Raw genomic sequence first — 26,356 nt, 5'->3', positions numbered from 1 at the left:
AGAGGGGCTGGGGGTGAGGGAACTTAATCACCAGTGTTGTTTAAGCGTGGCCGTGCTATAGTGGTGGCATTGGAATTGCGACAAGCAAGCTTGGCCTCGGCAATTTGAGGCTAAAGCTGCGAAAGGATCGCTATGCGTTGGCTCAAAGCTGGGTTATGGTTTCTGACTGAGTGGGTGCTTTCGCTGCCACGTTTGCTGCTGGCCAGCATTCTGGCTCAATTGGGCTTGATGGGTGCGCTGATGGCTTACGCTAAGTTGCGCAATCGCAGCGTCGAAAATAGCTTTCCCCAGCTTGATTTGCCGCCAATCGATTTGGGCGAGCATAGCGTGCAATTATTTGATGATGGTGGCTCAGTCTTTCGCCAAATGCTGTTTGATATTTCCCTAGCCAAAGAATCGATTTTGCTCGAAAGCTATATTTTCGAGCGTGATGAGGTTGGGCTAGCCTTCAAACGGGCATTAATTCGCAAAGCCCGCGAAGGTGTGAAAATTTATGTAACCTTCGATGGCATTGGCACGTTGCATGTGCCCGAACGCTTTAAGTTATTTGGCAAGCGCCGCAATATTCGGGTCTTTGAATTTGGCCGCCTCAAATCAATTCGCTCATTTTTCGATACGAACATGTGGATTCGCACCCATCGCAAAATTTTGGTGATCGATGGCAAAATTGGCTATTTAGGCGGCATGAATATTGGCCGCAACTATGCCCGAACTTGGCGTGATACTCATTTAAAAATTGAAGGCCCAATCGCAGCCAATATTGCCGAAGAATTTATCGCTCTGTGGAATAAATACAATAAAAAACATAAAATCAATTTAAGTTACGCAACTACTAGCGATCAACAAGTGGGAATTTGTGCCAACGACCCAATTGAATATCAACTGCCGATTCGCCAAACCTATCTTGATGCAATTAATGATGCCAAACACTATATTTACATTTCAAATGCCTATTTCTTGCCCGACCCGCTGATTCGAGCAACGCTGATTGATGCAGCCAAACGCGGGGTCGATATTCAAATTATGGTGCCCGAAATCTCCGATAATATCGTAGTCGATTGGATTTGTCGCGGTTTATTGGGAGAATTAATGGAGCATGGCGCACGGGTGCTGCTCTATCGTGGCACCATGATTCACGCCAAAACCATGACCGTTGATGGGTTGTGGTCAACCGTGGGTAGCGCTAATTTAGATACCCGCAGTTTGGCCGCGAATTACGAAATCAACGCCACGATCAAGCATCCAGCTTTTGCCCGCCAAATGGAAGCCATGTTTTTGAATGATCGAGCGCAATCGCGTGAAATTAATTATCAAACCTGGCGTAGTCGTTCGATTTTTATTCACCTCGGCGAGCAAGTGCTGCAACCAGCGCGAGGCCTGTTTTAGCAAGGCAAACATCAAAAATCAAAGGGCAAAAAAGCAGAAGCCAAAAAGCGAAGCAATACTACTTTTGCTTTTTGACTTCTGCCTTTTGATTTTCTTAGCGGGCTTCCCACTTGAAGAAGCGGATTGAGAGTACGGTCATCACAATCAGCCACGCTGCTTGAACGAGCAAATTAACCAGTGGCGTACTAATTGGCGGCGCGTTGATCATCACCTGCTTCAAGGCATCAACCGTATAGGTCAAGGGGAAGGCCTTAACCACTACTTGCAACCAATCGGGCAAGCCCGTCACGGGGAAGAACACCCCTGAGAGAAACAACATTGGGAAGTTGATTAACTGGGTGATGGCATTGCCGCTTTCTTCGGTTTTGGCAATTGCAGCCACAAAGAAGCCAATGGCAATAAACATCAAAATGCTCAGCAAGAGCCAACCAATCAACACAAAGATATTGCCCAAAATTGCCACATCAAACATCAGCTTGCCGACTGCGATGATAATGATGGTTTGCAACAAACCAATGGTTAAACGCATCGCTACATAGCTTATCAAGAGCATCCAACGCGGCAAGGGGGTTGCATTGAAGCGTTTCAACACCCCTTGAGTACGCATGGCAATCATCGGTTGAGCCGTGGCAAACAAGCCAAGCTGCATAATCGACATCGCCAAAATCCCAGGAATCAAGAGGTCGATGCCACGGATTTGGCTCGAAAGCACCGATTGAACTTGCATTGTCAGCATTGGCTTGGATTGAGTAATATTTTGATCAACCGATGCGATGATGTTATCAACCACGCCTTGGAAGAAGGGGGCAAAGACTTGACTGGTCTGATCCACTTTGACGGTAACGCTAGCTGACTGACCACTGGTAATACTATCGCTCAGACCAGCCGGAATAATCACTAAGGCTTGCAAATCGCCATTTTGCAATTGAGCCTCAAGCTCGTTGGCCGTGCCACGGCTAAACTTCATGTCCGAAAAGACATTTTCATCAGGATCTTGGCCATCGGGAGTTTTGGTTAAGCCTTCAATCGCGCTAGCGATTTGTGGGCCGATTGGGCCTTGATCTTCCAACACAATCCCGACTTTCTCGTCGAATTTGCTACCGCCGCTATAGAGCAAGCCGAAAATGCTGATAAAAATCAGCGGAAACAGAATCGTAAAAAACAGTGCCATTCGGTCGCGGGAAAATTCGCGCCATTGCGATAGATAGAGTTGCACAAACATTATTTGGTTGCTCCCACACTTAGTCGCGAATCCGCCGACCAGTCAATTTCAAAAACACATCTTCCAAAGTTGCCGCCCGAATCGTAAAACCGCGCAGCTCGGTTTGTTGCTGCTCAACCAACGCCATCAAGGCATTGGTGGTGCGGGCAACCCCAGTTGAATAAAGCGTGGTGATGCCATCTTCATTTTGCACCCGCTCAACTGCTGGAAGGCTAGTCAACAATTGTTCAGGCAAACGCTCATCATCGGAAAATTCGAGCGCCGTTTCATGGAAGTTATCGTGAATTAGGGTTTGTGGTTTGCCTAAGGCGATAATTTTGCCATGATCAACCACGGCCACCCGATCGCATAAACGCTCAGCTTCTTCCATATAGTGGGTAGTCAAAAAGACCGTTTTGCCGCGTTTTTGCAAATTGGACACAACGTCCCACATCGAGCGACGCGCCTGTGGGTCAAGCCCCGTCGTTGGCTCATCGAGGAAGATAATATCGGGGTCGTTGATTAGGGCGATTGCCACTGCAAGGCGTTGGCGTTGGCCACCCGAAAGATCTTTCGAGGCCGTGTTAACCTTTTCTTCTAAGTTAACCAAGCCTATCACTTCATCAATCGGCAGGGTATTTTTAAAAAACGAGGCAAATAATTTAACCAGTTCGCGGGTGGTTAATTTTTGAAATAACGATGTTGTTTGCAGCTGAATCCCAATCCGTTGCTTGATTGGCTCGATATTCTTCAACACATCGTGACCCAAAACATGAATGTTGCCAGCGTCGGGCTTGCGTAAGCCCTCGATCATTTCGGTGGTTGTACTTTTGCCGGCCCCGTTTGGCCCAAGCATCCCAAAGACCTCGCCTTTAGCTACTTCAAAGCTAATGCCATCGACAGCTCGCAATGAGCCATAGATTTTTACGAGGTTCTCAACCTGAATTGCGGTCATAGATTGTCGCTCCACACACACCTAGCTAGCCGATTATTGCAAATCAGCATTGCATTGATCATCTTCTTGTGATAATTCTAGGTGATACTACGATATATGATGAGGGTTCGTTGCGCATCGCCCTTAAGCATTAGAAGGAGCAAAGCCAATGCATGAATCGGATCTTATTCGCCATTATGCCACTATTCCGGTTGGCACGAGTTTTGTGCGGCCCGTTGATGTATTACATTTGCTTCAAAACCAGCCGATTGCCGCCAAGCCTCGGATCTTTGACGTTGGTTGTGGCCAAGGACAGGTAGCAATTGCCATGGCCCAAGCTTGGCCCGATGCCGAAATTATCGCGATTGATCTATCACCTGAGCAAATTGTCAAAGCCCGCCAAGCCGCCGCCCAAGCAGGCATCAACACAATCCAGTTTGGAGCTGCCGATTGGCGTGAGTTTGAGTTGCCGCGTAGCGGCGTTGACATTATCGTCGCAACCCAAGTTATTCAATTTATGCCCGATGAACATGCCTTCGTGGAATATTTGGCTGATGCGCTGGCGCTCGATGGTCAATTGCTCTTACGCAGCGTTTTGCTACCCGAAGAAGAACCTGGTCGCTCATTTGTTGAGCAAGTTGTTCAACAATGGATTGCCCATTCCATTCGCTTTTATAGCGAGCGCAATTTGACCGATTTGCTGCGTGAATGTGGCTTAAGCCGCTTGCGCATTGATAAAGAGGAAATGTGGTTGGACAATCTGCCTGCCGAGCGTCAAGCGAGCCTCAACCGTGCACTGCAACAGCATAGCCTCGGCATCGACGATGTGCAGCAATGGTTTTGGTCGGGAAGTATCAGCGGAGTGCGGCGCTAAATAAGGCAAATACGAAGGATGAAGGCTAGCTGTAATGGCTCATTCGATTGGCAACCATGGTTCATTCCCTCACCCCCGGCCCCTCTCCCACGGCGGCGGGCGAGGGGAACACCCCTGGCGCGGTTCCCCCCTCGCCTCGCATGCGGGAGAGGGGGTAGGGGGTGAGGGAACGCTGGCGGTTGTTAATCTATGAACCATTACAGCTATAGGCTGTTGTTTATAATCCTACAAAACTTCCGATAGCCGATAGCCTTCATCCCTCATCATTCCAACGCTTCCCCCCTGAAATCACCTTGACAAACCGCCGATTGTTCAATAATCTAGATAGACACTATTCTACTACTAGGATATACGTGCTATGAAAAAGTTGACTCAGGCTGAGGCGGCGATTTTAAGCTTGTTGGCAGAGCAGCCACGCTATGGCTATGAGCTCGAACAAATTATTCAGGCGCGGGGGATGCGCTCGTGGACGGAAATTGCTTTTTCGTCGATCTATTATTTGCTCAAAAAGCTTGAGCAAGCGCAATTGGTCGCGGGCGAAACATCTCAGGGCGATGGGCGACCATCACGTATGGTCTACAACATTCTACCAAGTGGGCGGGTTGCTTTGCAAGAGAGCCTACGCACAATGCTGAGTGTGCCACAACAACGCTATTCGGCCTTGCTATTGGGTATGGCCAATTTACCCTTGCTTGAGCTAAGCGAGGTTGTGGTGGCTTTGGAGCAATATTGTGAGGAGTTACGGGCGCAAATCGGGCGGGTGCAACAACGTCGTGCCGAAGAACAAACTCAATCTTGGCATATTCAAGGCTTATTTGACTATACCGAAACCATGATTCAGGCTGAACATGATTGGCTAACCAAGTATTTAGCCCAGATTCGCCAGCAACTTAACCAAGCTTAGACCAAACAGCACCCACGCTACTTGAGTTACCAAGCAGCGTGGGTCGCTAACTAAAATTATTTGACAACTTGGGGAATGAACAATTGATAGGGTAGTGGTTCAGGTTCAGCGGCAAGCTGAAAGCTGGCCACACCTAAACTTGGGTTTGCGCCAATATGGGTAAAATTACCACTCAAATAGAGATAGTTTTCGGTAATTGCCATGTGTTCAACTGTGCCGTTGGGCGTTTGGCTTGGAGCTTGCCAGCTATTGCCATTCCAGCGCACAATGCTACCAAGCTGTTGCTCACCGACTTTGCTAAATGCCCCGCCAACATATAAATAGCGATCGTTGATGTTGGCAAGTTGCAATGGCGCACCATCAAACTCAAATACCATGCTATTGCCAGTATTTTCGAGCCGATGCAACTGATTGCCGTTGGTAAAATACAGCTGATTGCGCCAGGTTACAAATTGTGGAATCGAGCCATTGCTTTGTACAAACAACCCAGTAAAATCAACCCAAGCAGTGCCATTCCAAGTGTCAATATCAATCTCCCACCAATCATGGTTTTGGGTGATCATCAGCGCATAGATACGATTATTGGCATAATAGATCTTGCGAAAATTGGTGTTTAGCCCTAATTCACGCCATTCAGTGCCATTCAGCGCCACGGCCCCACTGATTGGTTGGCTGTTAATCATCGTTATGCCATTAGCCAAAAGCTCGGTTCCTGAAAGCGTCCAGGTGGTTGCCTGACCAATCAATTGCAAGGGAGCAGTCAACGCGCCAGTCGAATCAAATTGCCACAGCGAACTGCTCAATGAACCAGCGGTTTGATATGGATAAGGGTAAGCCAAATAGGCACGATCATCACTGGTGGCGAAAAGGCTAGCCATCCCCTGTAATGCGTAGCTTGTTTGCCAGGTTTGACCATCCCACTGCTTGAGCACATTCGGCCAATTTGGTTTGATAATTGGCAGACCTTGAACGCCGGTTATTTCATCAAGCCGTGGATAAACGCTGGTGCTGGCAAGTGGCGTGAGCGTTGTACCATTCCAATGCACCAATTGCACGGCGTTGCCATCAACTTCAAAATTACCAGCGAGATACAACCCATTGTCATTGCCAACAACTGTATTAATAGAGTTGATCGTCATTGGCAGATTGACCAATTGCCATTGGTTGCCAACTAAGCGCCATAGATCGCTGATAGTATAGGCATATAAATCGTTGCTTTGCGCCACACCAAGCACAAATTCATCGATCCAGCTGCCAAACGCTTGCCACTGATTAGCATTCCAGCGATACATCATGGTTTGTCGCGGATCATAGTTATTGGCCCAGGTATAGAGCGTCGTCCCAATTCGCCCTATTTGATCACGGGCGGCATTTGAGCCTGGCAAGCTGGAGTTTTGCCAGGTTGTGCCATTCCATAAGCCTAAACCTTGAATTGAGGTTTGATTGACGCGGCTTACACTGCCACCAGCAAAAAGCGTATTGGGAATTGCATCGAGATCGCTGATTACGCCATTAAAATCGCCAAACTCGCCAAAGCCGGTCGGTCGCCAGTAGGCTGTGCCGTGGGCATCGAGGCCATTAAATGTATCAAAGTTGCCACCGAGATACAGCGTATCACTCAGGACTTCAATATCATAGACCTGCGAAATAATATTGTTGCGATATGAATCGTTGATGCCACTAACGCCAGTGCCAAAGGCTTGAAATTGGCTACCATCCCAACGGGCAAGGCCATTCGTGGTTTGGTTCGCCAATTGGCGAAAACGCCCAGCCACCACCAATTGGTTTTGGTAGCTATCGAGGGCATTGATCGTATCCACATCATTGGCTTGCAAGCCATAGCCTTGCCAAGTTGTACCATTCCATGCGGCTAGCCCATTAAACAATTGCCCATTGAGGTAATTGAATTTACCAGCGACATACAAACGATTATTGGCATCAAGATGCAACTTGGTGATCGTGCCAGCGGTCGCTAAACTATTGCCAAAGCTCGTATCCCAGGTGCCACTAATCACGCTGCTGTTGGTTAAGGTTAAGGGCGAGGATTGGATGGTTGTTGGTTCAAAAGCCCTGTCTGTCGCTGAGCTGAGCAGCCGCTTTGGCTGAGATTGGGGCTGTTGGGCTTTGACTGTGCCCAAATTGAGCAGGATACCAATTAAGATTAAATAAAATCCGATTCTGTTTCCGACGATCCGTTTCCGCGCCATTGCTGAACTCCAATAGGCATCTGCATGCCACTAGCTATTCCTAGCCAGGTGTAGTTGGACTATAACATATCAACTATGACTACTACCTTGCCTCGTAATTAGTATAGAAAGTCTGTCAATGATTTTATTAAAACCGCTAAATTTTATTACGCCAATTATTAATAAAATAGCTAGCTCTATTTAATTTATTATGTTAGGTTGATTAAATAAAAACAGCCTGTGAATACAACAGGCTGTTCAATAATGATCTGACGAAACTGATTAATCGAGGCGAACTTTGGCACCGAAGTTTTTGGCTTCTTTGCTGACAAAGTACGTGCCACACGCTGCATCAATCAAATCGGGATTAAAGGTGACTTGTTCCATATTATATTTGGCGATGCTGATCATCTGATCGAGAATATCGCGCGGTTGGCACATACGGAAAGGCCGATCATCGGGCTTGTACCATTTTTCCACCAAATAATCTAAGCCCTTGGGGTCGAGGTTAATTTTGCGGCCTTTACAAACCAACGACCAAATTTGTCGCCATTGCGATTCATCGGGGTCGCGCACCTCAATTTTGAATTTGATCCGGCGCAAGAAGGCTTCGTCAGCCACTTGGCTAGGGTCGAGGTTGGTCGAAAAAATCAGCAATTGATCGAATGGAACTTCGATTTTTTGGCCAGTAATCGTGGTCAAATAATCGTAGCGCTTTTCGAGCGGCACAATCCAGCGGTTCAGCAAGTCCATCGGGCGACATTGTTGGCGACCAAAGTCGTCGATCAAGAAAATCCCGCCGTTGGCTTTCATCTGGAAGGGTGCTTCATAAAAACGGCCTGCTTCGTTGAACGTCAAATCGAGCGCTTCAAGCGTTAGTTCGCCCCCGACCACCACCACAGGCCGTTTGATTTTAGCCCAGCGCAGATCATAGGCCGAAGTTCCGATATTGGCCTCTTTATCGACCAACGTATGCACAATGCTATCGTAAACTTTGATAATTTGGCCATCGGCATCTACCGCATACGGCACGAAAATATCATCACCCATCAGGCGGGTGATGCGTTCGGCGATACTGGTTTTGCCATTGCCAGGGTAGCCAAACAAGAAGATCGACGCGCCCGAGTTGACCGCTGGCCCAACTTCGTTCAGCACTTGGTCGGTGATAATCAAATCGCTAAAGGCTTTGCGAATATTGCGCCGTGTGATCACCATATTTTTGATCGTTTGAGCCTTGACCGATTCGAGAAATTGAGCAAAAGGAACTGGAGCTGGCCCGCTATAGTTGCTTTTCTTCATGGCATCTTCGGCAGCTTGCGAGCCACGCGGAGTCAAAATATATTCGTAATTGGTATCGCCAAAGCCACGTTGCCCAGCAATATCGATATATTCCGAGTTGCGCATTTGGGTGATCACCGGATCGACCACGCTATAGAACAAGCGTACTTCTTGGGCTAGCTCCATGCCAGTGACCCGCGAACGGTTATAAATTACCCGTAGCAATTGGTCCTGAATTTGGGTTCGATTCAGGCCAGTTTCTTCAATCGTGGTTGGTACTTGGGGGTGATAGCTATTCCCCGATGGGGCTGACCCGTCATCGTTCGGCACATCCCCCCCAAGTACCCGCGCACCGCTCAATTTGCCACTGGCTTGGGCCTCAGCCACCAGCGCATCAAGCTGTTGTTTGTGCATATTTAAGTGGCGCGTCGCCTCATAATCATTCTTCTCACGCGCTTCCTTCAAGCAATCATACAAGGCACGGGCGACGGCATACTTAATCCCATCGACATACATATGATGCAAATATTCGCCCGGTCGCACGTAGCAGTCGGGTGTATGATCATTGCGGGCTTTCATTTCGTCATACGAACGCGCATCGAGTAAAAATCGCATGCCTCACATCCCTTCGTTTGCTGCGCTTGCAGCAAGCGTTGCTAAATTCTCAAAATCATCTAGGTTAATTATAGGGGGCAAAAATCACCCCATGCAAGCACGACTTTGGGGGGAAATGGTTAAAGTACCTTAATCCCCTCTGCTTGGCCTACTATCGCCGATGACCATAACAGGCCAATACTGCTAATTGTGGATGGGGGGTTTATGCCAACCAACGACTCGCCGCAATATGCTATCGTATAGTCATTATTGTACTACTACATCATATCGTAATTATTCACGATTCTTTAACCACAAGACCATGAGTTGCTAAAGAACTCGTGTAGGATGAGCAAGGAGCGCCAGTATGTTTAAATCAACGCCGCAAAGCGCACAAATTGTGATTATTGAAGATAGCGCGACCGTGCGCGATATGCTTGCGCATATCATCCGCGACGATGGCTATCAGGTTGCAACCTACACAACTGCCGTGGATGGGTTAAAATACCTCCAGTCCAGCCAACCGCCGCGTCTGATTTTGCTTGATCGGGTCTTGCCCTATATGTCGTCGGAAGAATTTCTTGAGGCATTGCAAGCCGAGCCACGGCTCAGCGCGATTCCAGTTGTGATTATTTCAACCTATTTATACGACGAACCAGCGCCGCTCCCATACACGGTTGGCTATCTCGAAAAGCCAATCGCGATCGACGATTTGATGCGTGTGGTGCGTCGCTATTGTGATTAGGCTGCGGCCAGCGTGCCGCTTATGGTTTGGAGTGTGGCGATGTATACACCTGAAACCGACCGCACGCCGCTTTCAATGCTGATCCATTCCCTCGGGAATGTGCTTGGCGATGTGATTGTGGCCCAAGATGGGGTGTCAGCGTTTGAGCTTGAAGAAGATGTGCGCCAACGCACCAAGCAACGCCGAAGCGATGGAACATTGCAAGAGACTCAAACCCTGACTGAGTTGATTAGTCAATTGCCAGTTGCCCAACTCATGGGGCTGATTAAGGCCTTTACTCATTATTTTGGCTTGGTCAATTTGGCCGAAAGCGTTGAGCGCCTACGAGTGCTGGCCGAACGCGACCGCCAAAATGGCGATGCACCACGCTCTGAATCGGTCGAATTGGCATTGCAAGAGTTGCGTGATCGTGGCATTACCGCCCAGCAAGTGCAAGATTTGCTTGATCATGCCGAGATTCGGCCAGTTTTTACTGCCCACCCGACCGAGGCCAAACGCCGAACGACGCTCAAAAAGCACCATCGCATTGCAGGGGCGGCGCGGCAATTAACCGCCGATACGACCTTTCAACGCCAGCGCGAACGCTTGCTCGAATCAATTCGTGAGGAAGTGATCTCGCTCTGGCAAAGCGATGAGGTGCGGATTATCAAGCCAACCGTGATCGACGAAGTGAAGAATAATCTCTATTACTTCGAAGAATCGCTGTTCGATATGATTCCGCAACTCTACCGTGATACCGAGGCCTCGTTGCGCCAAATTTACCCTGAGCACGAATGGCGTGTGCCAGCCTTCCTGCGCTTTGGCTCATGGGTTGGCGGCGATCGCGATGGCAATCCCTTTGTAATTCCCTCGGTCACGGTTGAAACGCTTAAACTGTTGATGGGCCGTTCGTTGCGTGAGCATATTCATTCAGTTGAGCGCTTGAGTCATCGTTTAAGCCAATCGTCGCGCCAAGTACCAATTAGCGAAGAATTAGCCCAATCGCTAATCCATGATGCGCCGTTGTTCCCCGAATTGGCCCAAGTGCTGGAGCGGCGCAATCCGCATGAGCCATATCGCCAAAAATGCTCCTACATTCACGCCAAATTGCATGCCACCTTGGCCTATGTTGAGCGCTACGAGCCAGATTGGGCACGCGGCGGCCATCGCCCAGCTGAAGGCACCTGGTATGCCAATGCCAACCAATATCTCGCCGATTTAGCAACCATGGAATATAGCTTGCGCACCAATGGCGCGGCCTCAGTCGCCGATGGCTTTTTGCGCGATATCCAATGCTCGGCCAAAGTCTTTGGTTTGCACACCGCCACCCTCGATATTCGCCAACACAGCAGCCGCCACACCAACGCCCTGAGCGAAATTTTTGAATATGCAGGCATCTGCGACGATTACGCCAGCCTGAGCCAAGCCGAACGCACGGCTGTATTGGAACGCGAGCTAGCCAATAATCGTCCGTTGATTCCAACTCATCTCTACTACAGCCCCGAAACCGTTGAGATTATCGAAACCTTCCGCACAATTCGCGCAGTGCTTTCCGATTTAAATGCTGAGGCCATCGAAACTTACATCATTTCGATGACCGAAGGCCCAAGCGATATTTTGGCGGTGCTGTTGCTGGCTCGCGAGGCGGGCATTTATCAGCCAGGTGAGCATAGTTGGCTGAATATTGTGCCATTATTTGAAACCGGAGCCGACCTCATCGCCGCGCCGGAGATAATGCACACGCTGCTTTCGAGCGAAGCCTATCGCCAACATTTGGTGTTGCGCAACGATGTGCAAGAAATTATGTTGGGCTACAGCGATTCCAACAAAGATGGTGGTTTTGCCGATGCGCACTGGGCGCTCTATCTCGCTCAAGTGGCCTTGGCCGAAACCTGTTTCCGACATCGAGTGGCCATGCGGCTGTTCCATGGCCGTGGTGGGGCGGTTGGCCGTGGTGGCGGGCCTGCCAACCGTGCGATTTTGGGTCAACCACCAGGCACAGTCGGTGGGCGGATCAAAATCACTGAACAAGGCGAAGTGATTAGCGATCGTTATGCCGAGCCAGAAACGGCCTATCGCCATCAAGAGCAAATTATCAACGCAGTATTGCGCTCATCGTTAGGCGTGAGCATCGCGCATATCAGCCAAGAATGGCACGACGCGATGAGTAGTTTGGCCAAGGTTTCGCGTAAAGTCTATCGCGGCTTGGTCTACGATCATCCGCACTTCTTGGAATACTTCCGCAATGCTACGCCGATTACCGAAATTAGCCGCTTGAACATTGGCTCACGCCCAGCCAGCCGCAAAGCCAGTGACCGGATCGAAGATTTGCGAGCGATTCCCTGGGTTTTTAGTTGGATGCAAAGTCGGCATACCTTGCCAGGTTGGTATGGCTTGGGCAGTGCCTTGGAGCATTTAATCCAAGCTGATGCCAATGGCTTGACCACCTTGCAGGGAATGTACAACGATTGGCCATTTTTCCGCACCATGCTGGATAATGCCCAAATGATTTTATCCAAGGCTGATATGGATATTGCGGCGCAATATGCCCTGCTTGTGCCCGACCAAGCCTTAGCCAACGAAATCTTTGGCCTGATCAAAGCTGAATACACCCGCACCGTTAAATGGATTTGCGAGGTGGCGCAAATTAATGAGCTGCTGGATACTAGCCCAATTTTGCAGCACTCAATTAAGCAGCGCAACCCGTATGTTGACCCATTAAGTTTCGTACAAATCGAATTGCTCCGGCGTTTGCGCACCGATCCCGATGGACTTGAGCATAGCGATCTTGAAGATGCAATTTTGTTAAGTATCAACGGGATTGCCGCAGGCTTGAAAAATACGGGTTAGGGTTCAGGGTCTAGGATTCAGGGGTCAGATCTACGAAGGACACGAAGAAAAGGCTATAGGCGATGGGCTATCGGAACAATTCTCCATCGCCTATAGCCTATAGCCATCAGCTATAAATGCTCATGGTTTATTCGGTTTGCAACCAGTTTTCGTTCCCTCACCCCCTAGCCCCCTCTCCCGCCGAGCGAGGCGAGGGGGAAACCCTTGATCATGATCATTGGAACTCCCCTCTCCGCCGCAGTGGGAGAGGGGTCGGGGGTGAGGGATCTTAAAACCTACCCTTGAAGGAGAGGGGGCAGGGGGTGAGGGCATGCTGGCCGTTGTTAATGCGATAAACCATTACATCTATGTTCTTCTGCCCCTCCGCTCTCATCTCTCACTTGGGCTTAGCGTAATTCGCGTTTGAGAATCTTGCCAGTGGCGCTAATTGGCAATTGATCGCGGAATTCGACGAGGCGTGGGTATTTGTAGGCGGCGAATTGATCGCGACACCATGCCACTACTTCTTCCTCGGTTGCTTCGGCTCCTGGTTTTTTGACGATAAAAGCCTTGACTTCTTCGCCCAGTTTTTCGTCGGGCACACCCAAGACTGCGACCAACGAAACTGCTGGGTGGGTCATCAGCACTTCTTCTAGCTCACGTGGATAGACGTTGTAGCCACCACGCAAAATCATATCTTTTTTGCGATCAACGATTGCTAGATAACCCTCTTCATCGATCACCCCAACGTCGCCAGTGTGGAGCCAGCCATCTTGCAGCGCGGCGGCGGTGGCATCGGGGCGCTTGTAGTAGCCCTTCATCACATTATGGCCACGAATCAGAATCTCGCCCTTTTCGCCAGCTGGCACAGGATTACCAGCATCATCAACACAGCAAACTTCTACGCCCCAAACTGGTTGACCAACCGTTCCTGGCTTTGAGGGCAGATCGATATGATTGAAGGTGGCAATCGGTGAACATTCCGAAAGCCCATAGCCTTCGAGCACCCGCACGCCAAAGGTTTCTTCAAATTGGCGCATTACTTCGACCGGCATGGGCGCACCACCAGATGAGGTTAGGCGCAAGTTGGCAGCAATCGGCGTGGGATCGATCTTATTGGCAGCGATGTATTGCAAGAGTGCCCAGAACATGGTTGGCACGCCTGTCCAAAGGTTGACTTTATCGCGCTCCATGACGGCCAAAACAGCGGCTGGCTCGAAACGGGGCAGCAAGGTCAGGGTTGCACCAGCAAAAATATTGGCGTTCATCTGAGCTGTTTGGCCCGTTGAGTGGAATAATGGCAGGGTAATCAGCACCACATTTGAGCCATCGAGGCTGTTATCAAGAATTGGCCAGGCCAAATCGCGGGCAACCATGGCGTTGAAAAACATATTGGCGTGGGTTAATTCAGCGCCTTTGGGTTGGCCAGTTGTGCCCGAAGTATAAAAAATTACCGCCGTATCATCGGCTTTGGTGGCGTGGGTGGTAAAACTTGGGGCTTGATTGTACATCAATTGACCCAAGGTTTTAACGCCTTCGATTGGCGATGGAGCCGCCGGATTGGTCGTCAGCATAATCATATGCTCACAGTTTGGCGCTTCATCAAAGCCAGCTTTGCCCATTTGACCCAGCGGCAACTCGGCAGTGCCTTCAAAACAGAAGAAGGCCTTGGCATCACAATCGCTCAAGTGGTAGGCGATTTCGCGCGGCTTCAACATAATATTCAAACAGATGATCACTGCGCCAACTTTGAGCGCCGCATAATACACCATGGGGAAATAGGGCAAGTTGGGGCAGGAAAGTGCTACATGATCACCTGGCTTGATGCCCAACGCAACCATACCATTGGCAATTTGGTTGGTCATGGCATTGAGTTGAGCATAGCTGAAGCGCATATCGTTGAAAATGAGGGCAGTGCGGTTGGGGCGTTTCCGGGCATGATCTTCGAGCATTGTGGCCAAATTAAGCGTCGTAGCCGTCTGGGGAATCATCAATGAAACCTCCTAAAAAGCCCAATATAGAAAAAGCTACCACCGCACTGCTCAAACCTTAGCTTGCCAGCGCCGCAGCAATTGTTGATTCAATTTCTCGAATATCAAAGGGTTTGGTAAGATACCGCCAGCAGCCCGCTTGCAAAGCCCGATCACGATCGTGACTATGGGCACGGGCACTCACGCCAGCCACCCGCATTTGTTGGCGTTGTGGGTGCTGGGCTAGCTCTTGCAAAAATTCAAAGCCATCCATCTCTGGCATCATCATGTCAAGCAAAATCAGGCTCGGCAGCTTGCTCTGACCCATGATCCAATTGAGTGCTTCACGCCCATTGGTGGTTTCGACAATCACACAATCGGCGTAATCCTCAAGAATTTCGCGCAAAATATCACGGTTGTATGGATCGTCTTCGACCAGCAAGAAAACTGGTGTGTTCATGGGGTATCCGATTCCTTCAACGGGGCAAACCGTTGGACTTCAGCAACCAGCTTACGCATACTGAGGGTATGTTTGGTCTGAATGGCTTGCGCAGCTTGGCGCAATTGGCGAATTTCTTCATTGGTTAAGTCACGGGCAGTCACAATGATCACGGGAATATTACGAGTTTCAGGATTTGCCCGCAGTTTTTCGAGTAGCTGAAAGCCGTCAACCTCTGGCATCATCAAATCAAGCAAAATTAGTTGGGGATAATTGCCCTGTTGAATCAGATCGAGCGCCGCCGCCCCATCGTATGAGGCTTGGGTAACGTAGCCATGCTCTTGCAAAGTAGCACACAGCAGTTCGGCCATATCATAATCATCATCAACCACCAAGATAAACCCTGTTTGGCCTTGAGCCCCAATCAGTTGACGAATAATCCGAATCAGAATTTGGCTATCAATTGGCTTGACTACATATGTGGAGACACCAACCCCTGGTAGCTCATTGTATACCGAAGCATCGCTTGCGATCAAGACGGGAACTTGCGCTAAATGGTCAATTTCGCGCAAGGCTGCCAAGGTTTCCCAGCTTTCGCTATTGGGCATGAGCAAATCGAGGGTGATTGCCGCTGGTGAATGATCTTTGGCCCAAGTCAAGGCACTATGATGATCAGTCGCCACAATCACTTCAAAACCAGCCGCTTGCAATTGTTCTTCCAAATATTGGGCCGTTTGGTGATCGTTTTCAATCACCAAAATCGAACGCCGTAAGCCTTGAGTGAGGCTCACAAATTGGGCACCGCGGCTGACTGGCAACATAATTGTGAAGCTGCTGCCTTGATTTTCGCCTGCGCTAGTCGCCCATGTCCGTCCACCATGTAATTCAACTAATTGCTGAACGATCGATAAACCTAAGCCTGTGCCCCCAAAACGGCGCGTCGAGCCACCCTCAACTTGATAAAAACGATCCCACAATTTTACGAGCGCTTCGGCTGGCACGCCCACCCCACTATCGCTGACCTGAATCAAGACATATTGGCCTGCCAACATCGGCGGCACTTCGGTCGCCAACACTTGATCCAGCCAGTCAATTTGGCCATGCTCATCAATGTTCAAGGCGGTTGAGGCTAAGGTGATTGTACCTTGCTCTGGCGTAAATTTAATGGCGTTACTCAACAAATTGGTCACTGCTTGGCCAATCCGCTCAGGATCGATCATGAGCAAGGGGATGTGCTGGCCCAGTTGCAAGGTGAGGGTTTGCTGTTTCTCGCGAAGCATCGGCTGCAAAATCGCCACTTGCTCTTGCAACAAGCTATTAATGATGGTGGTTTGGCGTTGCAACTCGATGCGGCCAGCATCAAGCTTGGCAATATCTAGCAGATCGTTGACGAGGCTCAGCAAACGCTGGCCGCCAGTGCGAATCCCCTCAATCTTGGTGGTATGCCAAGGCGTAAGCACTTCGGTGCGGCGTTTGAGCAGCAATTCGCTATAGCCCAAAATGGCAGTGAGCGGCGTGCGCAACTCGTGGCTCATATTGGCAACAAGTTCTTCTTTGAGCCGATCAAGCTCCTTGCGAGCGCTCAAATCTCGCGCCACCAGCACAATGCCTTCAATTGAACCATCGGCAGATCGCAGCGGCGAAACGCTGACTTCGTGAATAATCGGCACACCATCGGAGCGTGATAACGAAACTTCAACATCACGCACGGTTGTGCCAGCCAACGCCTGCTGAATCGGATGCTCATCGAAGCCCAATACATTGCCCTTAGCCGTGCGCCAAACCAAATTATTGGAGAGAAAATCAAAGTGGCGACCAGCAAAAAACTGCGTGCCAGCCTCGTTGATTCGCGTTTGATGACCACGGCTATCGTAGGAAACTACAATATCGTCGAGGCTATCGAAGCTCGTTTGCAGCTCGTTGGCCTGTTGTTTGAGCAAATAAAATAATTGAATATTTTCAAGCCAAGCGGCCAAACGATCAGCGACTTGGCGCACAAACAAGGTTTGATCATGGTCAAACAGCCGTTCAGGCGAATCTGAGGCTGCCGAAATCAGGCCAACTGCTTCATCCTGAATTTTAATCGGCACAGCGATATACGAATAGAGCGTGAATGGCTCCAAGTGTTCGCGAACCTCGTTGGTCAAATAGTTGGGGTGACGTTGCTCAACGGGCACATTGAAGAGTTCAACCAAGGGAGCATGCTGGGTAAAGACTGGCGAATACAGACCATTATCGATGCGAAATTGGACTGTTTGCACCATTTGGTCGATGTAGGCTTGGCGACTGGGCAACGAATGATATGAAGCCACCACATCGAGAAATTCCTCGCGGGGCGGGGGCAAACGCAGCGCAATGCTACACCAGGTATTCAGCACATTACCAACAGTTTGCGCCACAAAGCTATAGGCCTCAGCGGGGGTAGGATTATTGACCAAATAATCGCTGATTTCGCGCAACACCCGCGACTCGTTGATCCGCACGCCCAAAATACTGTTGATAATTGAAAGTTGATTGGTATTGAAATTTAATTCATGGTTGCTTTGCAGCAGTTGACTGCCTTTATCTTCAATTTCGTGAATTAAGTGCTGTTGGGTGCGCCAGAAGCGCACTGTCACAATCATCGAAACCACAATTAATGCTGAGAGCAAACCAATCGAGGCCAGTTTAATCCAATTGTAAGTATCAATTTGGTTGCGATAATCTTCCGAGCGCTGGCGCAATTCAGTGCGCAAGCTGGTTGTCGTGTTAACTACCGCCTCGATTTGTGGGCGACCTTGCTCAAGCGTCAATTCGGCCAACAGCATTTCTTGGTTGGCCACTGCATCCAGCACTGGCTGATAGGTATTGAGCAGCCATTGATCGACTTGCTCAGCGACTTGGGGCAAGCTCGGGTCGGGCGGGTTGACTAAGAGAAATTGCAAACCCTCGGTAACAACTGCCTGTTCTTTTTGAATTTCCGCGTAGAAAATATCTGAGCCAGTGCTGGTATAGCCGCGCAAATTGTTGTGCAACGATAACAGAGCAATATTAACGTCATTTAAACGCACCCGATAGCTCAGCAACGTTTCATCACGATCGCGTAAACGGTTCATGCCAACCGTCAAGAGGGTTGAGGCGATCAGCAACACAACCACCAAGACCGCTTGAATGCCCATTAACCAGATAAAGCGTGAGCGTTGTTGATCTGAGCTATACAGGTTAGCTAGCACGAGTTATCGTCCTTTCCACACAGGTGGGCGTTTTTGCAAGAAGGCCTGAAAGCCTTCAAAGCCATCCTCGCTATTAAAAATTTCGCGTTGATATTCGGCTTCACGACGTAGCGCATCGGCAAAACTTTGATCATTTTGGGCGGCCAACATTGCGCGTTTACCACGGGTTAACGCCAAAGGAGCTTGTGCCGCAATCGTCGCAGCATAAGCTTGCACCTCGTTGGCAAAATTTGCTTCATCAAAGACTGCATTGGCCATACCCCAAGCCAAAGCTCGTTCAGCCTCTACCATCGCCCCGGTAAACATCAATTCCATCGCCCGCCCAAGGCCAATCAGGCGCGGCAACGAATAGGTTCCACCGCCATCGGGAATTAAGCCAACTTTGATAAAAATTTCTGAGAAGCGCCCACGGCTCGAAACCAAGCGCAAATCGCAGGCCAACGCCAAATCTGAGCCAATACCAGCCGCTACGCCATCGACGGCAGCAATCACAGGCCACGACGATTGGCGAATTGCTAACAGCGTTGGGCCATACGATTCAGTTAAAACCCGATATACATCATTTGCCGTGCCACCAGATTGGAGCGCCGCCATAATATCGGCTCCCGATGAAAATGCCCCACCAGCACCAGCAATCACAATACAGCGAGTGCCATCATGCTCGCAAGCCTCAATTTCCGCTCGCAGCGCATCCATGGTTGGCTGATCGACGGCATTGCGTACCGCTGGGCGATTAATCGTGAGAGTGGTTACATTGTCGGCTTTGCTAATCAGAAGCGTGTCAGTCATTGACGATCTTCCTTTGTGCTAAAGAATTTGGTGTTAAACAGCGAGGAAAAGGCAGTGGTTTGGCCTTATCATAGGCCATCTTACGCAGAGCGTCAACGCAAGCAGCAACCCCAAAAAATGCTGATTCCGTTATAATACTCGGTTGGTACTCAGTTTTGGCTGAACCACCCGATTGCTTCTAGCTTGGAGTTGCCATGACACGCGCATTACTGGCATTGGAAGATGGACGCACCTTTTGGGGGCGGGCTGTCGGTGCACGCGGCGAACGTGCAGGTGAAGTTGTATTCAATACCAGCATGACTGGCTACGCTGAAATTTTGACCGATCCTTCATATCGCGGTCAGTTAGTAACCTTAACCGCCTCGCATATTGGCAATTATGGCATTGACGAGGTTGATCTTGAGGCAGCCATGCCTTGGGCCGAAGCCTTGATCGTGCGTTCATTTACCGAGCGGCCATCCAATTGGCGTTCGCGCGAATCTCTCAGCGAGCTATTAGCACGGCGCGGTGTTATGGCGGTGGCTGATTTAGATACCCGAGCCTTGACTCGCCATATTCGGGCAGCCGGCGCAATGCGGGCGGTGCTCTCAACCGAAGATCTTGATCCGGCTAGTTTGGTCGCCAAAGCTCAAGCCATCCCGGTGATGGAAGGCCGCGATTTGGCTAGCGACGTGGGAACCCAAAGCATTTATGAGTGGAATGAAGGCACACCTGCCGATTTCACTACCTTACAACTAGCGATTCCTGAACAATTGCACAACCGCCATGTCGTAGTTTACGATTTTGGGGTCAAACGCAACACCCTGCGGCGCTTGGTCGATCTTGGTTGTAAGGTCACAGTTGTGCCCAATCGCACTTCAGCCGAAGCGACCCTAGCCTTAAAACCTGATGGTATTTTGATTTCAAATGGCCCAGGCGACCCTGCCACCTTGGAGTATGCGGTCGAAACGATTCGCCAGTTGATCGGCAATGTGCCAGTGTTTGGCATCTGCCTTGGGCATCAATTGATTGGCCAAGCCTTGGGTGGTACAACCTTCAAATTGCCTTTTGGTCATCATGCTGGCAATCACCCAGTGTGCGATACCAGCACTGGCAAAGTCCGAATCACTGCTCAAAATCATGGCTTTGCCCTCGATCCAGCCAGCTTGCCCAGCGATGTGCAGGTGACCGAAGTTAGTGGTAACGACCAAACCTGTGAAGGCTTGCAACACAAGAGCTTGCCTGTTTTCAGCGTGCAATATCACCCTGAGGCTGGGCCTGGCCCTCACGATGGAGATGAACACTTCCGGCGTTTTATCAGCCTCGTTGATCAACAACGTAGCTAAATTTCCAAACCGATTGCCCCAAAACCTCGATAATCGGCAAAATTATCGAGGTTTTCTATTTAATCCCATTTAAAACTGAACTTTTTAACGTTACCCTCAGTTTAGTTCAGCAAGCATGCATGAGGGAAAGCTTCCGATGAATTCATCTGTTATGACAGAATTTCAGCAATTGCACAGCGAAACACTCGAATCATTGCATAGTCGCTATCATACAATGGTACTCCGAACTGCCTACTTGATACTGGCAGATTGGGGCCATGCTGAAGATGTCGCCCAAGAAGTTTGGATGCGAGTTAATCGGGCGTTGGTGCGCTTTGACCCTGACCGAGGAGCATGGTCAACATGGTTGCATCACATCACGGTTAATTGCTGTTTAAGCACCCGCAAACGACTAAGCCGCTGGCTCGGCGAACAATTGCGGCCTGAGACAGAACAGCCTCAAGCCACGACCCTTGATAATTTGTTGCGCAGTGAGGAGGAGCAAGTTATCTGGAACGCTATTGGTAATTTATCGTTGAAATTGCGCAGCGTCATCGTCTTGCGCTACTTTCACGACCTAAGCTACGAACAAATTGCAGCTATTTTAGAATGCCCAATTGGTACAGTGCGGTCGCGTTTACACACTGCCCATGCACAACTACGCAACCACTTGGAGGATGTATGAACCACGATCTAGCGGCAGTGCTTGATTATCTTGATCAGCGTTTTGGCTCGTCTGATCGACAAGCTTTTGAAGAACGCTTAGCCCAAGAACCACAATTACGTGAGTTGTTGGAAAAAACCAAATCCATGCAACGCAACTTACGCTCGATCTTTGGTCAGAGCGAGCGTTTAGTTGCGCCAAGCCGCAGTCGGCGACGAGTGGCCAAATTTAGCAGGTTCAAATACACAATCAATGCGCTGATGTTGGTTGTGTTGCTTTTAGGTGGGGTCTATTTGAAAAAGCAATTTGATATCGCGCCCCAAATCAGCAACGAGCCAACCTATTTAGCTTTAGCCAACGAGGAAACATCACTGCCCCAGCAACAAATGCTGTTGGTGAAAGGGATTGATCATGAGCAAAATCACTTTGTCCGCGCCATGCAAGATGATCAAGTGATGTGGCAAGCCAATAATGTCGATGCATTAATCATTGCTGATAATGGCGATCGGATTGAGTTGAGTAAAACTCAATCGCATTATGTCTTAAGTCGTAAAAGCAGCGATGATAACCCTACGTGGCAACAATCTCTACCATTGCAACCCGACACCAGCACTGTTGTAGGACTCTACCAGAGTGCCAATCAACAGGAGCTTTATCTGACAGCCCATACAAAAAAGCCAACCAACCAAACAGCAGATTTAGCCCAATCGGTCACGATCATTCCCCAGCAACAAGTTGATACAACCGTCTATCCATCGGCGAGCTATCCATTAGGTGTAAGTGCCGAGCAGTCAAACTCAATCACCGATGTTTTGGATGATGTGGCAGGTTCAGTAGATCCAATGTCTAGCCCAATCAATCCACCAAATGCACAGGCTGGTCAACAGGCCCAACAAGAAGCTGGCCAAATTCCAACGAATGTTGTAACTAACCAACAATTGTTGATTATTGATAGCACAAATGGCACAATTAAACATCCAAATCAGCAATGCGATTGTCGCTATCTGGCAAGTAATCAAACCTTATATCCCTATGATCAAGCATTTCCATTTACCGATTACTTCAATTATGCTATCTCCGCAAACAACCCTAATCTGCTCAGCCTCATAACTTCTGATCAAGATGTTATAACCTACGATCTCAAAAACCAAACAATCCTCAAGACAAGCAAACTTGCTAGCAATCAACAGCTCAATGATCATTTATATGCTTCACAGCTACAATTTGATCTATTTGGCCAAACTACGTCGATCAATCCTGACCTCGCTAGGATTACCGATGTTCAATTTAGTGGCAATCAACAAACAATTATCATTCGTGATAGTACCGAAGATAAAACAACTTTTTATGCGTTTGATCGCCTAAGTGGCAAACAATTATGGCAACGTTCGATCTTAGCTTCAACCGTGAGTTTTACGCCTAATTGGGATGGTTCTGAGGTGTATGCTGTGCATACATCAAAACCAACTGAAACAGGTTTTAGTACACTCTATACCGTGCAAGCAACGAAAACGACATTTATCGATTACCCGCAGCAACAATTTGAGGAAATAATCATGGTTTACGATTTCTAAAGACCCGCTGCTCAACCAAAGCAGCGGGTCTTACATCCAAGCCTAGTTTTTGCTAACAATCGGTGCAGTTATGCGATAAATATTGGCAGTGCTGGGCACAGTGGCACTGGCATCAACGCCGCTATGCTCAGCCTCGCGATTATCAACCTGATCGATCGCCCGACTACGAAAATCGTAGCGATGCTCGGGCTGACCAATAAATATGGTCGAACTGCTCGGCGGCAGAATTGCCCACACATACCATTGCCCATCAGCCTGATCGCGCACGCTAATTTCGATCTGGCGCACGCCACTGCCTGCATCACTACTGCTCAGGTTCAGGCGCACGGCTCCACTTGGCTCAAGAGTGGCACTGCTAATGCTTGAGCTAGGCGGGCTACCATCAACTTGCCAACTAAGGCTGTGGGTTGCTTCCAAATTGCCAGCCAGATCACGGGCGGCATATTCTAAGTTGAAGTTGCCGCCACTTGGGGTAAGCGTCAAGCTACTGCCTGCATCCTCTTCCCACGTGCTGCCATTGATCCGCCAACGAATGCCAGCCACGCCCGAACCACCATGATCATCAGCAACAATGGTCATTTGAACATTCGGGGCAAAATAGTTGCCATAGCGGGGTACCCCCGCCCCAACACTCACTGGAATCGGGCTAAAATCGTTGCTGCCAGGCGTTTGCCAATCGTAGCTCAGCACAGCTTGAGCAGTGCGCTCAAAATATTTAAAGCCCAGCCGATGTTCGCCAGCATTCAACCAACGCTCACCAATGACCTCGCGCTCAGGGTGCAAGCCATGGGCCTCGGCCACCAGCGTACCATCAATCCAAAGCCAAGCACCATCATCGGAATTAATGCGGAAACGATAGGTTCCGGCAACAGGCGCAACAAAACTACGGGTTTGGCGCACAATAAAGCGATCATTTCGTCCAAAAATCCCGCCATCGCCTAAATCTAAACGTGTGCCGATCCAATCAAAACTGCCCAAAAACGCCCCTTCAGGAATCGAAAGTGGGTTGGCAGTTCGCGCCAGAAAATCATCGGGAATCGCGCCCAGCTCGTAAACCAAGGCTTGGGGTTGCCAATTGGTATAAATCGACGATTGAGGTGCATCATTTTCGGGATTAATTGTGATGGTTTGGCTGGCTTGGTTTTGGCTGAAATAACGCACATATTCTTGAACCAGCCCTGCTCGCAAGGTTACTTGGCGCGGACTGGTGGTGTGATTACGAAAACGGACATAGCCCACCAAATCGCGAGTCTCACCAGGCCCAAGGTCACCGCCAATACTCCAGCGCCATGGATATCCACCAGTATCACCAGCACAATCGAGCGTCAGGCCATCACCGCCAAGCACCAGCCGAAAACGCCCCGATTCCTTGGGATAGGTCGGATAGGCATCGTTGCCATTGCCAAGGAAACATTCGCCCTCATCGTAGGTATAGCCCGTGGTGCTATCGTTGGGGCTGCCCGCGTCGGGAGCTTGGGTTTCAATTGCCACATTGCCAGTGTTACGTACCCGGAACGTTACTTTGAGCAATTCGCCACCAGCCAAGCTTGTACGATCATAATTAACTGATTCGAGCGCTACATTGACTTGGGTATCTTGTTTGACCCAGCGCACGGTATCAAAAATGACCTTACGATTGGCGCTCAATGGCTCGCTGGTCAAATCGGTTAAGTGCACCTCGACTGGCTGGCCCGAAAGTGCCAGCGCATTGGTGGTAATTTCAATCCACTCGGTGGTTGTATCTTGGCTCAACACGCGTTCGCCAATTTGCACCCCATTTTGCCAAATTGTGTAGCGAGCACTCTGGGTTGCATTGAGTAGGCCACAATTTTGGGGCACATGGGCAAAGATGCGATAATTGCCAGCGACAATATTTTCATTACGCCAGCGACCACTATTGCTACTCTCAGCGGGATCATTGGTGGCAAAGGTGTAAAAAATATGGCCCCCGTCACCACACTCAGCCTCATACCATTGGGCCGTCGAGCGAATAAAACTCGATTCCAGATCATCAATCGTCATATCGCCGTTATCGGGCGTACTACTTAAACGCGATTGCACCCGCGAACGAATGGTTGGCAACAAGCCGTAGAGATTATTCCCCGGACAGGAAGTATATCCAACCGGATCATTCGCGACATCGCGATGGCCGGCAATATTGGGGGTAATTGCTCCAGCATTGCCACAGTAGCGCGAAATATCACAGCCATAGTAATACGAGCGACCCAACGGATCGATTCCACGTTGCTCGGCTTTCCACGCCAACAATTCAACCAAGCTATTTTGGGCGGTACTGGTTGGCGGCACACTAGCATAGGTTCCTACCATCGAAACGCCCATCGAGCCATAATTACCAGTATCATGAAAGGCCACGGCATTATCGCCGCCAGCCCGACCCTCGAAAATTGTCCCATCGGGCGCGATCAAATAGTTGTAGCCAATATCGCCCCAACCCCGCGTAAAGGTATGAAACGACCAAATCGCCCGAATCCGATCACCCCACCAGCCTTCGCTCCCGCCCAAACTATTGGCATCGGCGGTATGGTGCACCACCAAATGGGTCACTGGATAGTAGGCTGGGGGCACGCGGCTGCCTTGACCATCGGGGCTACCCCAGCCAGTGCGGCTAATCACGGGCGGCTTGGTCACATCGGTCGCTCGTTCTGCAGCGGTTTCAGGCGTAGCAGGGGTTAATGCACCAACATCAACGGTATCCACGCGCAATTCGCGCAGTATTGGCAAACGCCCATCGGGCGCAGGCCCAAACTCAATTTTAGCTTGCCACCAAGTTGCCACCCCAGCAAAAATCGGCGAACCCCAATGCAAATCAGCGGCATCGCGCTCATCCAAAAAATCGTGTGATTCTTCAACTAAGCCCCAGCGCGACCAAGTATTGCCATCGCTGGAAACTCGCAGCGAAATTTGCAAGGTTGCCGAAAGCGGCACATCGGCTCGCCATGCAGCCAGCAAATCACTAAATTGATCGACCTGTTGTGGCACGGTAATCAACATCCCGCCAGCAGGTTCAGGCCGAATTCCATCTGGTGTGATGCGGGTACGCTGCCCATTACCACGGCCCAAGGCGTTGGTATCCAAAACGGTTGTCACTGGCTCAAATGAAGCCGAACGGCGTTCGCCAGTTTGGGCTGAAGCCGCAACCACAAACAATGCCGCAATAATGGCCGCAGGCCAAGCCAACCAGCGCAATGGCTGACGAATGGTACGCACTAATGCAACCGACCAAAATGCTACTTGGTTCATCGCAACCCCCAAAACTAGGTTAAATCGTAGCTGTTGCTACGAACTGTAGCATGAGCCTTGCAGCAAAAGCAGCCTTTTAAATGACAATCGGATGACAAGGGGGAAAATATAGAGCAGAGAGAGCATAGCTGGAATGGTTCATTGGTTTGGCAACCAGTTCTCGTTCCCTCACCCCCAGCCCCTCTCCCACGGCGGCGGGCGAGGGGAGCGAGCGCGATTCCCCCTCGCCTCGC

17 protein-coding genes are annotated in these 26,356 nt (G+C 49.8%); 8 read left to right on the top strand and 9 right to left on the bottom strand.

The annotated features are described in order from the left end of the window. Positions 1–132 precede the first annotated feature (132 nt). On the top strand, positions 133–1,386 hold the full coding sequence (locus tag DEF47_RS23230; RefSeq protein WP_012191753.1) for a phospholipase D-like domain-containing protein: 1,254 nt from the start codon (positions 133–135) through the stop codon (positions 1,384–1,386). A 94-nt stretch (positions 1,387–1,480) separates the two neighbouring features. On the opposite strand, the gene DEF47_RS23225 is transcribed toward DEF47_RS23230, so the two are convergent. Then, positions 1,481–2,608, bottom strand: coding sequence for an ABC transporter permease (locus tag DEF47_RS23225; RefSeq protein ID WP_012191754.1), 1,128 nt, complete (start codon positions 2,606–2,608; stop codon positions 1,481–1,483). 19 nt (positions 2,609–2,627) lie between these two features. Next, positions 2,628–3,542 (bottom strand): ABC transporter ATP-binding protein, encoded by a 915-nt coding sequence (locus tag DEF47_RS23220; RefSeq protein ID WP_012191755.1) that lies wholly within the window; start codon positions 3,540–3,542, stop codon positions 2,628–2,630. 148 nt (positions 3,543–3,690) lie between these two features. Here DEF47_RS23220 and DEF47_RS23215 point away from each other — a divergent pair, with 148 nt between their 5' ends. Both DEF47_RS23215 and DEF47_RS23210 read left to right on the top strand, forming a co-directional pair. Further along, positions 3,691–4,395, top strand: coding sequence for a class I SAM-dependent methyltransferase (locus DEF47_RS23215; protein WP_012191756.1), 705 nt, complete (start codon positions 3,691–3,693; stop codon positions 4,393–4,395). A 358-nt stretch (positions 4,396–4,753) separates the two neighbouring features. Beyond that, positions 4,754–5,299 (top strand): PadR family transcriptional regulator, encoded by a 546-nt coding sequence (locus DEF47_RS23210; protein ID WP_012191757.1) that lies wholly within the window; start codon positions 4,754–4,756, stop codon positions 5,297–5,299. A 56-nt stretch (positions 5,300–5,355) separates the two neighbouring features. Here DEF47_RS23210 and DEF47_RS23205 read toward each other — a convergent pair whose 3' ends face one another. Further along, positions 5,356–7,506, bottom strand: coding sequence for a hypothetical protein (locus DEF47_RS23205; protein WP_012191758.1), 2,151 nt, complete (start codon positions 7,504–7,506; stop codon positions 5,356–5,358). A 261-nt stretch (positions 7,507–7,767) separates the two neighbouring features. Beyond that, a complete protein-coding gene (locus DEF47_RS23200) occupies positions 7,768–9,378 on the bottom strand; it encodes a DUF8689 domain-containing protein (RefSeq protein WP_012191759.1) in 1,611 nt (536 codons plus the stop codon). 346 nt (positions 9,379–9,724) lie between these two features. Between DEF47_RS23200 and DEF47_RS23195 the strand changes: the two genes are divergently transcribed. Then, the gene (locus DEF47_RS23195; protein ID WP_012191760.1) at positions 9,725–10,102 is read left to right on the top strand and encodes a response regulator; all 378 of its coding nucleotides are present in this window, start codon (positions 9,725–9,727) and stop codon (positions 10,100–10,102) included. 39 nt (positions 10,103–10,141) lie between these two features. After that, the gene (gene ppc / locus DEF47_RS23190; RefSeq protein ID WP_012191761.1) at positions 10,142–12,931 is read left to right on the top strand and encodes a phosphoenolpyruvate carboxylase; all 2,790 of its coding nucleotides are present in this window, start codon (positions 10,142–10,144) and stop codon (positions 12,929–12,931) included. A 386-nt stretch (positions 12,932–13,317) separates the two neighbouring features. Here the strand turns inward: ppc and DEF47_RS23185 are convergent, their stop codons facing one another. From DEF47_RS23185 to DEF47_RS23170, 4 genes are read right to left on the bottom strand one after another with little or no spacing between them, the layout of a single operon-like run. Next, a complete protein-coding gene (locus DEF47_RS23185; RefSeq protein WP_012191762.1) occupies positions 13,318–14,901 on the bottom strand; it encodes a long-chain-fatty-acid--CoA ligase in 1,584 nt (527 codons plus the stop codon). Between the two features lie 58 nt (positions 14,902–14,959). Next, on the bottom strand, positions 14,960–15,340 hold the full coding sequence (locus DEF47_RS23180; protein WP_012191763.1) for a response regulator: 381 nt from the start codon (positions 15,338–15,340) through the stop codon (positions 14,960–14,962). Then, positions 15,337–18,531 carry a response regulator gene (locus DEF47_RS23175; RefSeq protein WP_012191764.1) on the bottom strand — a complete coding sequence of 1,065 codons (3,195 nt, stop codon included), beginning with the start codon at positions 18,529–18,531 and terminating at the stop codon, positions 15,337–15,339. The genes DEF47_RS23180 and DEF47_RS23175 overlap by 4 nt, the downstream gene beginning before the upstream one ends. Before the next feature lie 3 nt (positions 18,532–18,534). After that, a complete protein-coding gene (locus DEF47_RS23170) occupies positions 18,535–19,320 on the bottom strand; it encodes an enoyl-CoA hydratase/isomerase family protein (protein WP_012191765.1) in 786 nt (261 codons plus the stop codon). Between the two features lie 194 nt (positions 19,321–19,514). On the opposite strand from DEF47_RS23170, the gene carA reads away from it, so the two are divergent. The 3 genes from carA (at position 19,515) to DEF47_RS23155 (ending at position 22,862) form a co-directional block, all read left to right on the top strand. Continuing rightward, complete coding sequence (carA, locus tag DEF47_RS23165; RefSeq protein ID WP_012191766.1) at positions 19,515–20,645, top strand: glutamine-hydrolyzing carbamoyl-phosphate synthase small subunit; 1,131 nt, start codon at positions 19,515–19,517, stop codon at positions 20,643–20,645. A 136-nt stretch (positions 20,646–20,781) separates the two neighbouring features. After that, positions 20,782–21,309 carry an RNA polymerase sigma factor gene (locus tag DEF47_RS23160; protein WP_012191767.1) on the top strand — a complete coding sequence of 176 codons (528 nt, stop codon included), beginning with the start codon at positions 20,782–20,784 and terminating at the stop codon, positions 21,307–21,309. Then, positions 21,306–22,862 (top strand): anti-sigma factor family protein, encoded by a 1,557-nt coding sequence (locus DEF47_RS23155; protein ID WP_012191768.1) that lies wholly within the window; start codon positions 21,306–21,308, stop codon positions 22,860–22,862. The genes DEF47_RS23160 and DEF47_RS23155 overlap by 4 nt, the downstream gene beginning before the upstream one ends. Positions 22,863–22,904: 42 nt before the next feature. On the opposite strand, the gene DEF47_RS23150 is transcribed toward DEF47_RS23155, so the two are convergent. Beyond that, positions 22,905–26,123: an N-acetylmuramoyl-L-alanine amidase gene (locus DEF47_RS23150; RefSeq protein WP_012191769.1), complete on the bottom strand. Its 3,219-nt coding sequence runs from the start codon at positions 26,121–26,123 to the stop codon at positions 22,905–22,907. Positions 26,124–26,356 lie beyond the last annotated feature (233 nt).

This window comes from Herpetosiphon sp., from assembly GCF_003512625.1.
Taxonomy (GTDB): Bacteria; Chloroflexota; Chloroflexia; order Chloroflexales; family Herpetosiphonaceae; genus Herpetosiphon; species Herpetosiphon aurantiacus.
This window is presented reverse-complemented; position numbering and strand designations above follow the sequence as displayed.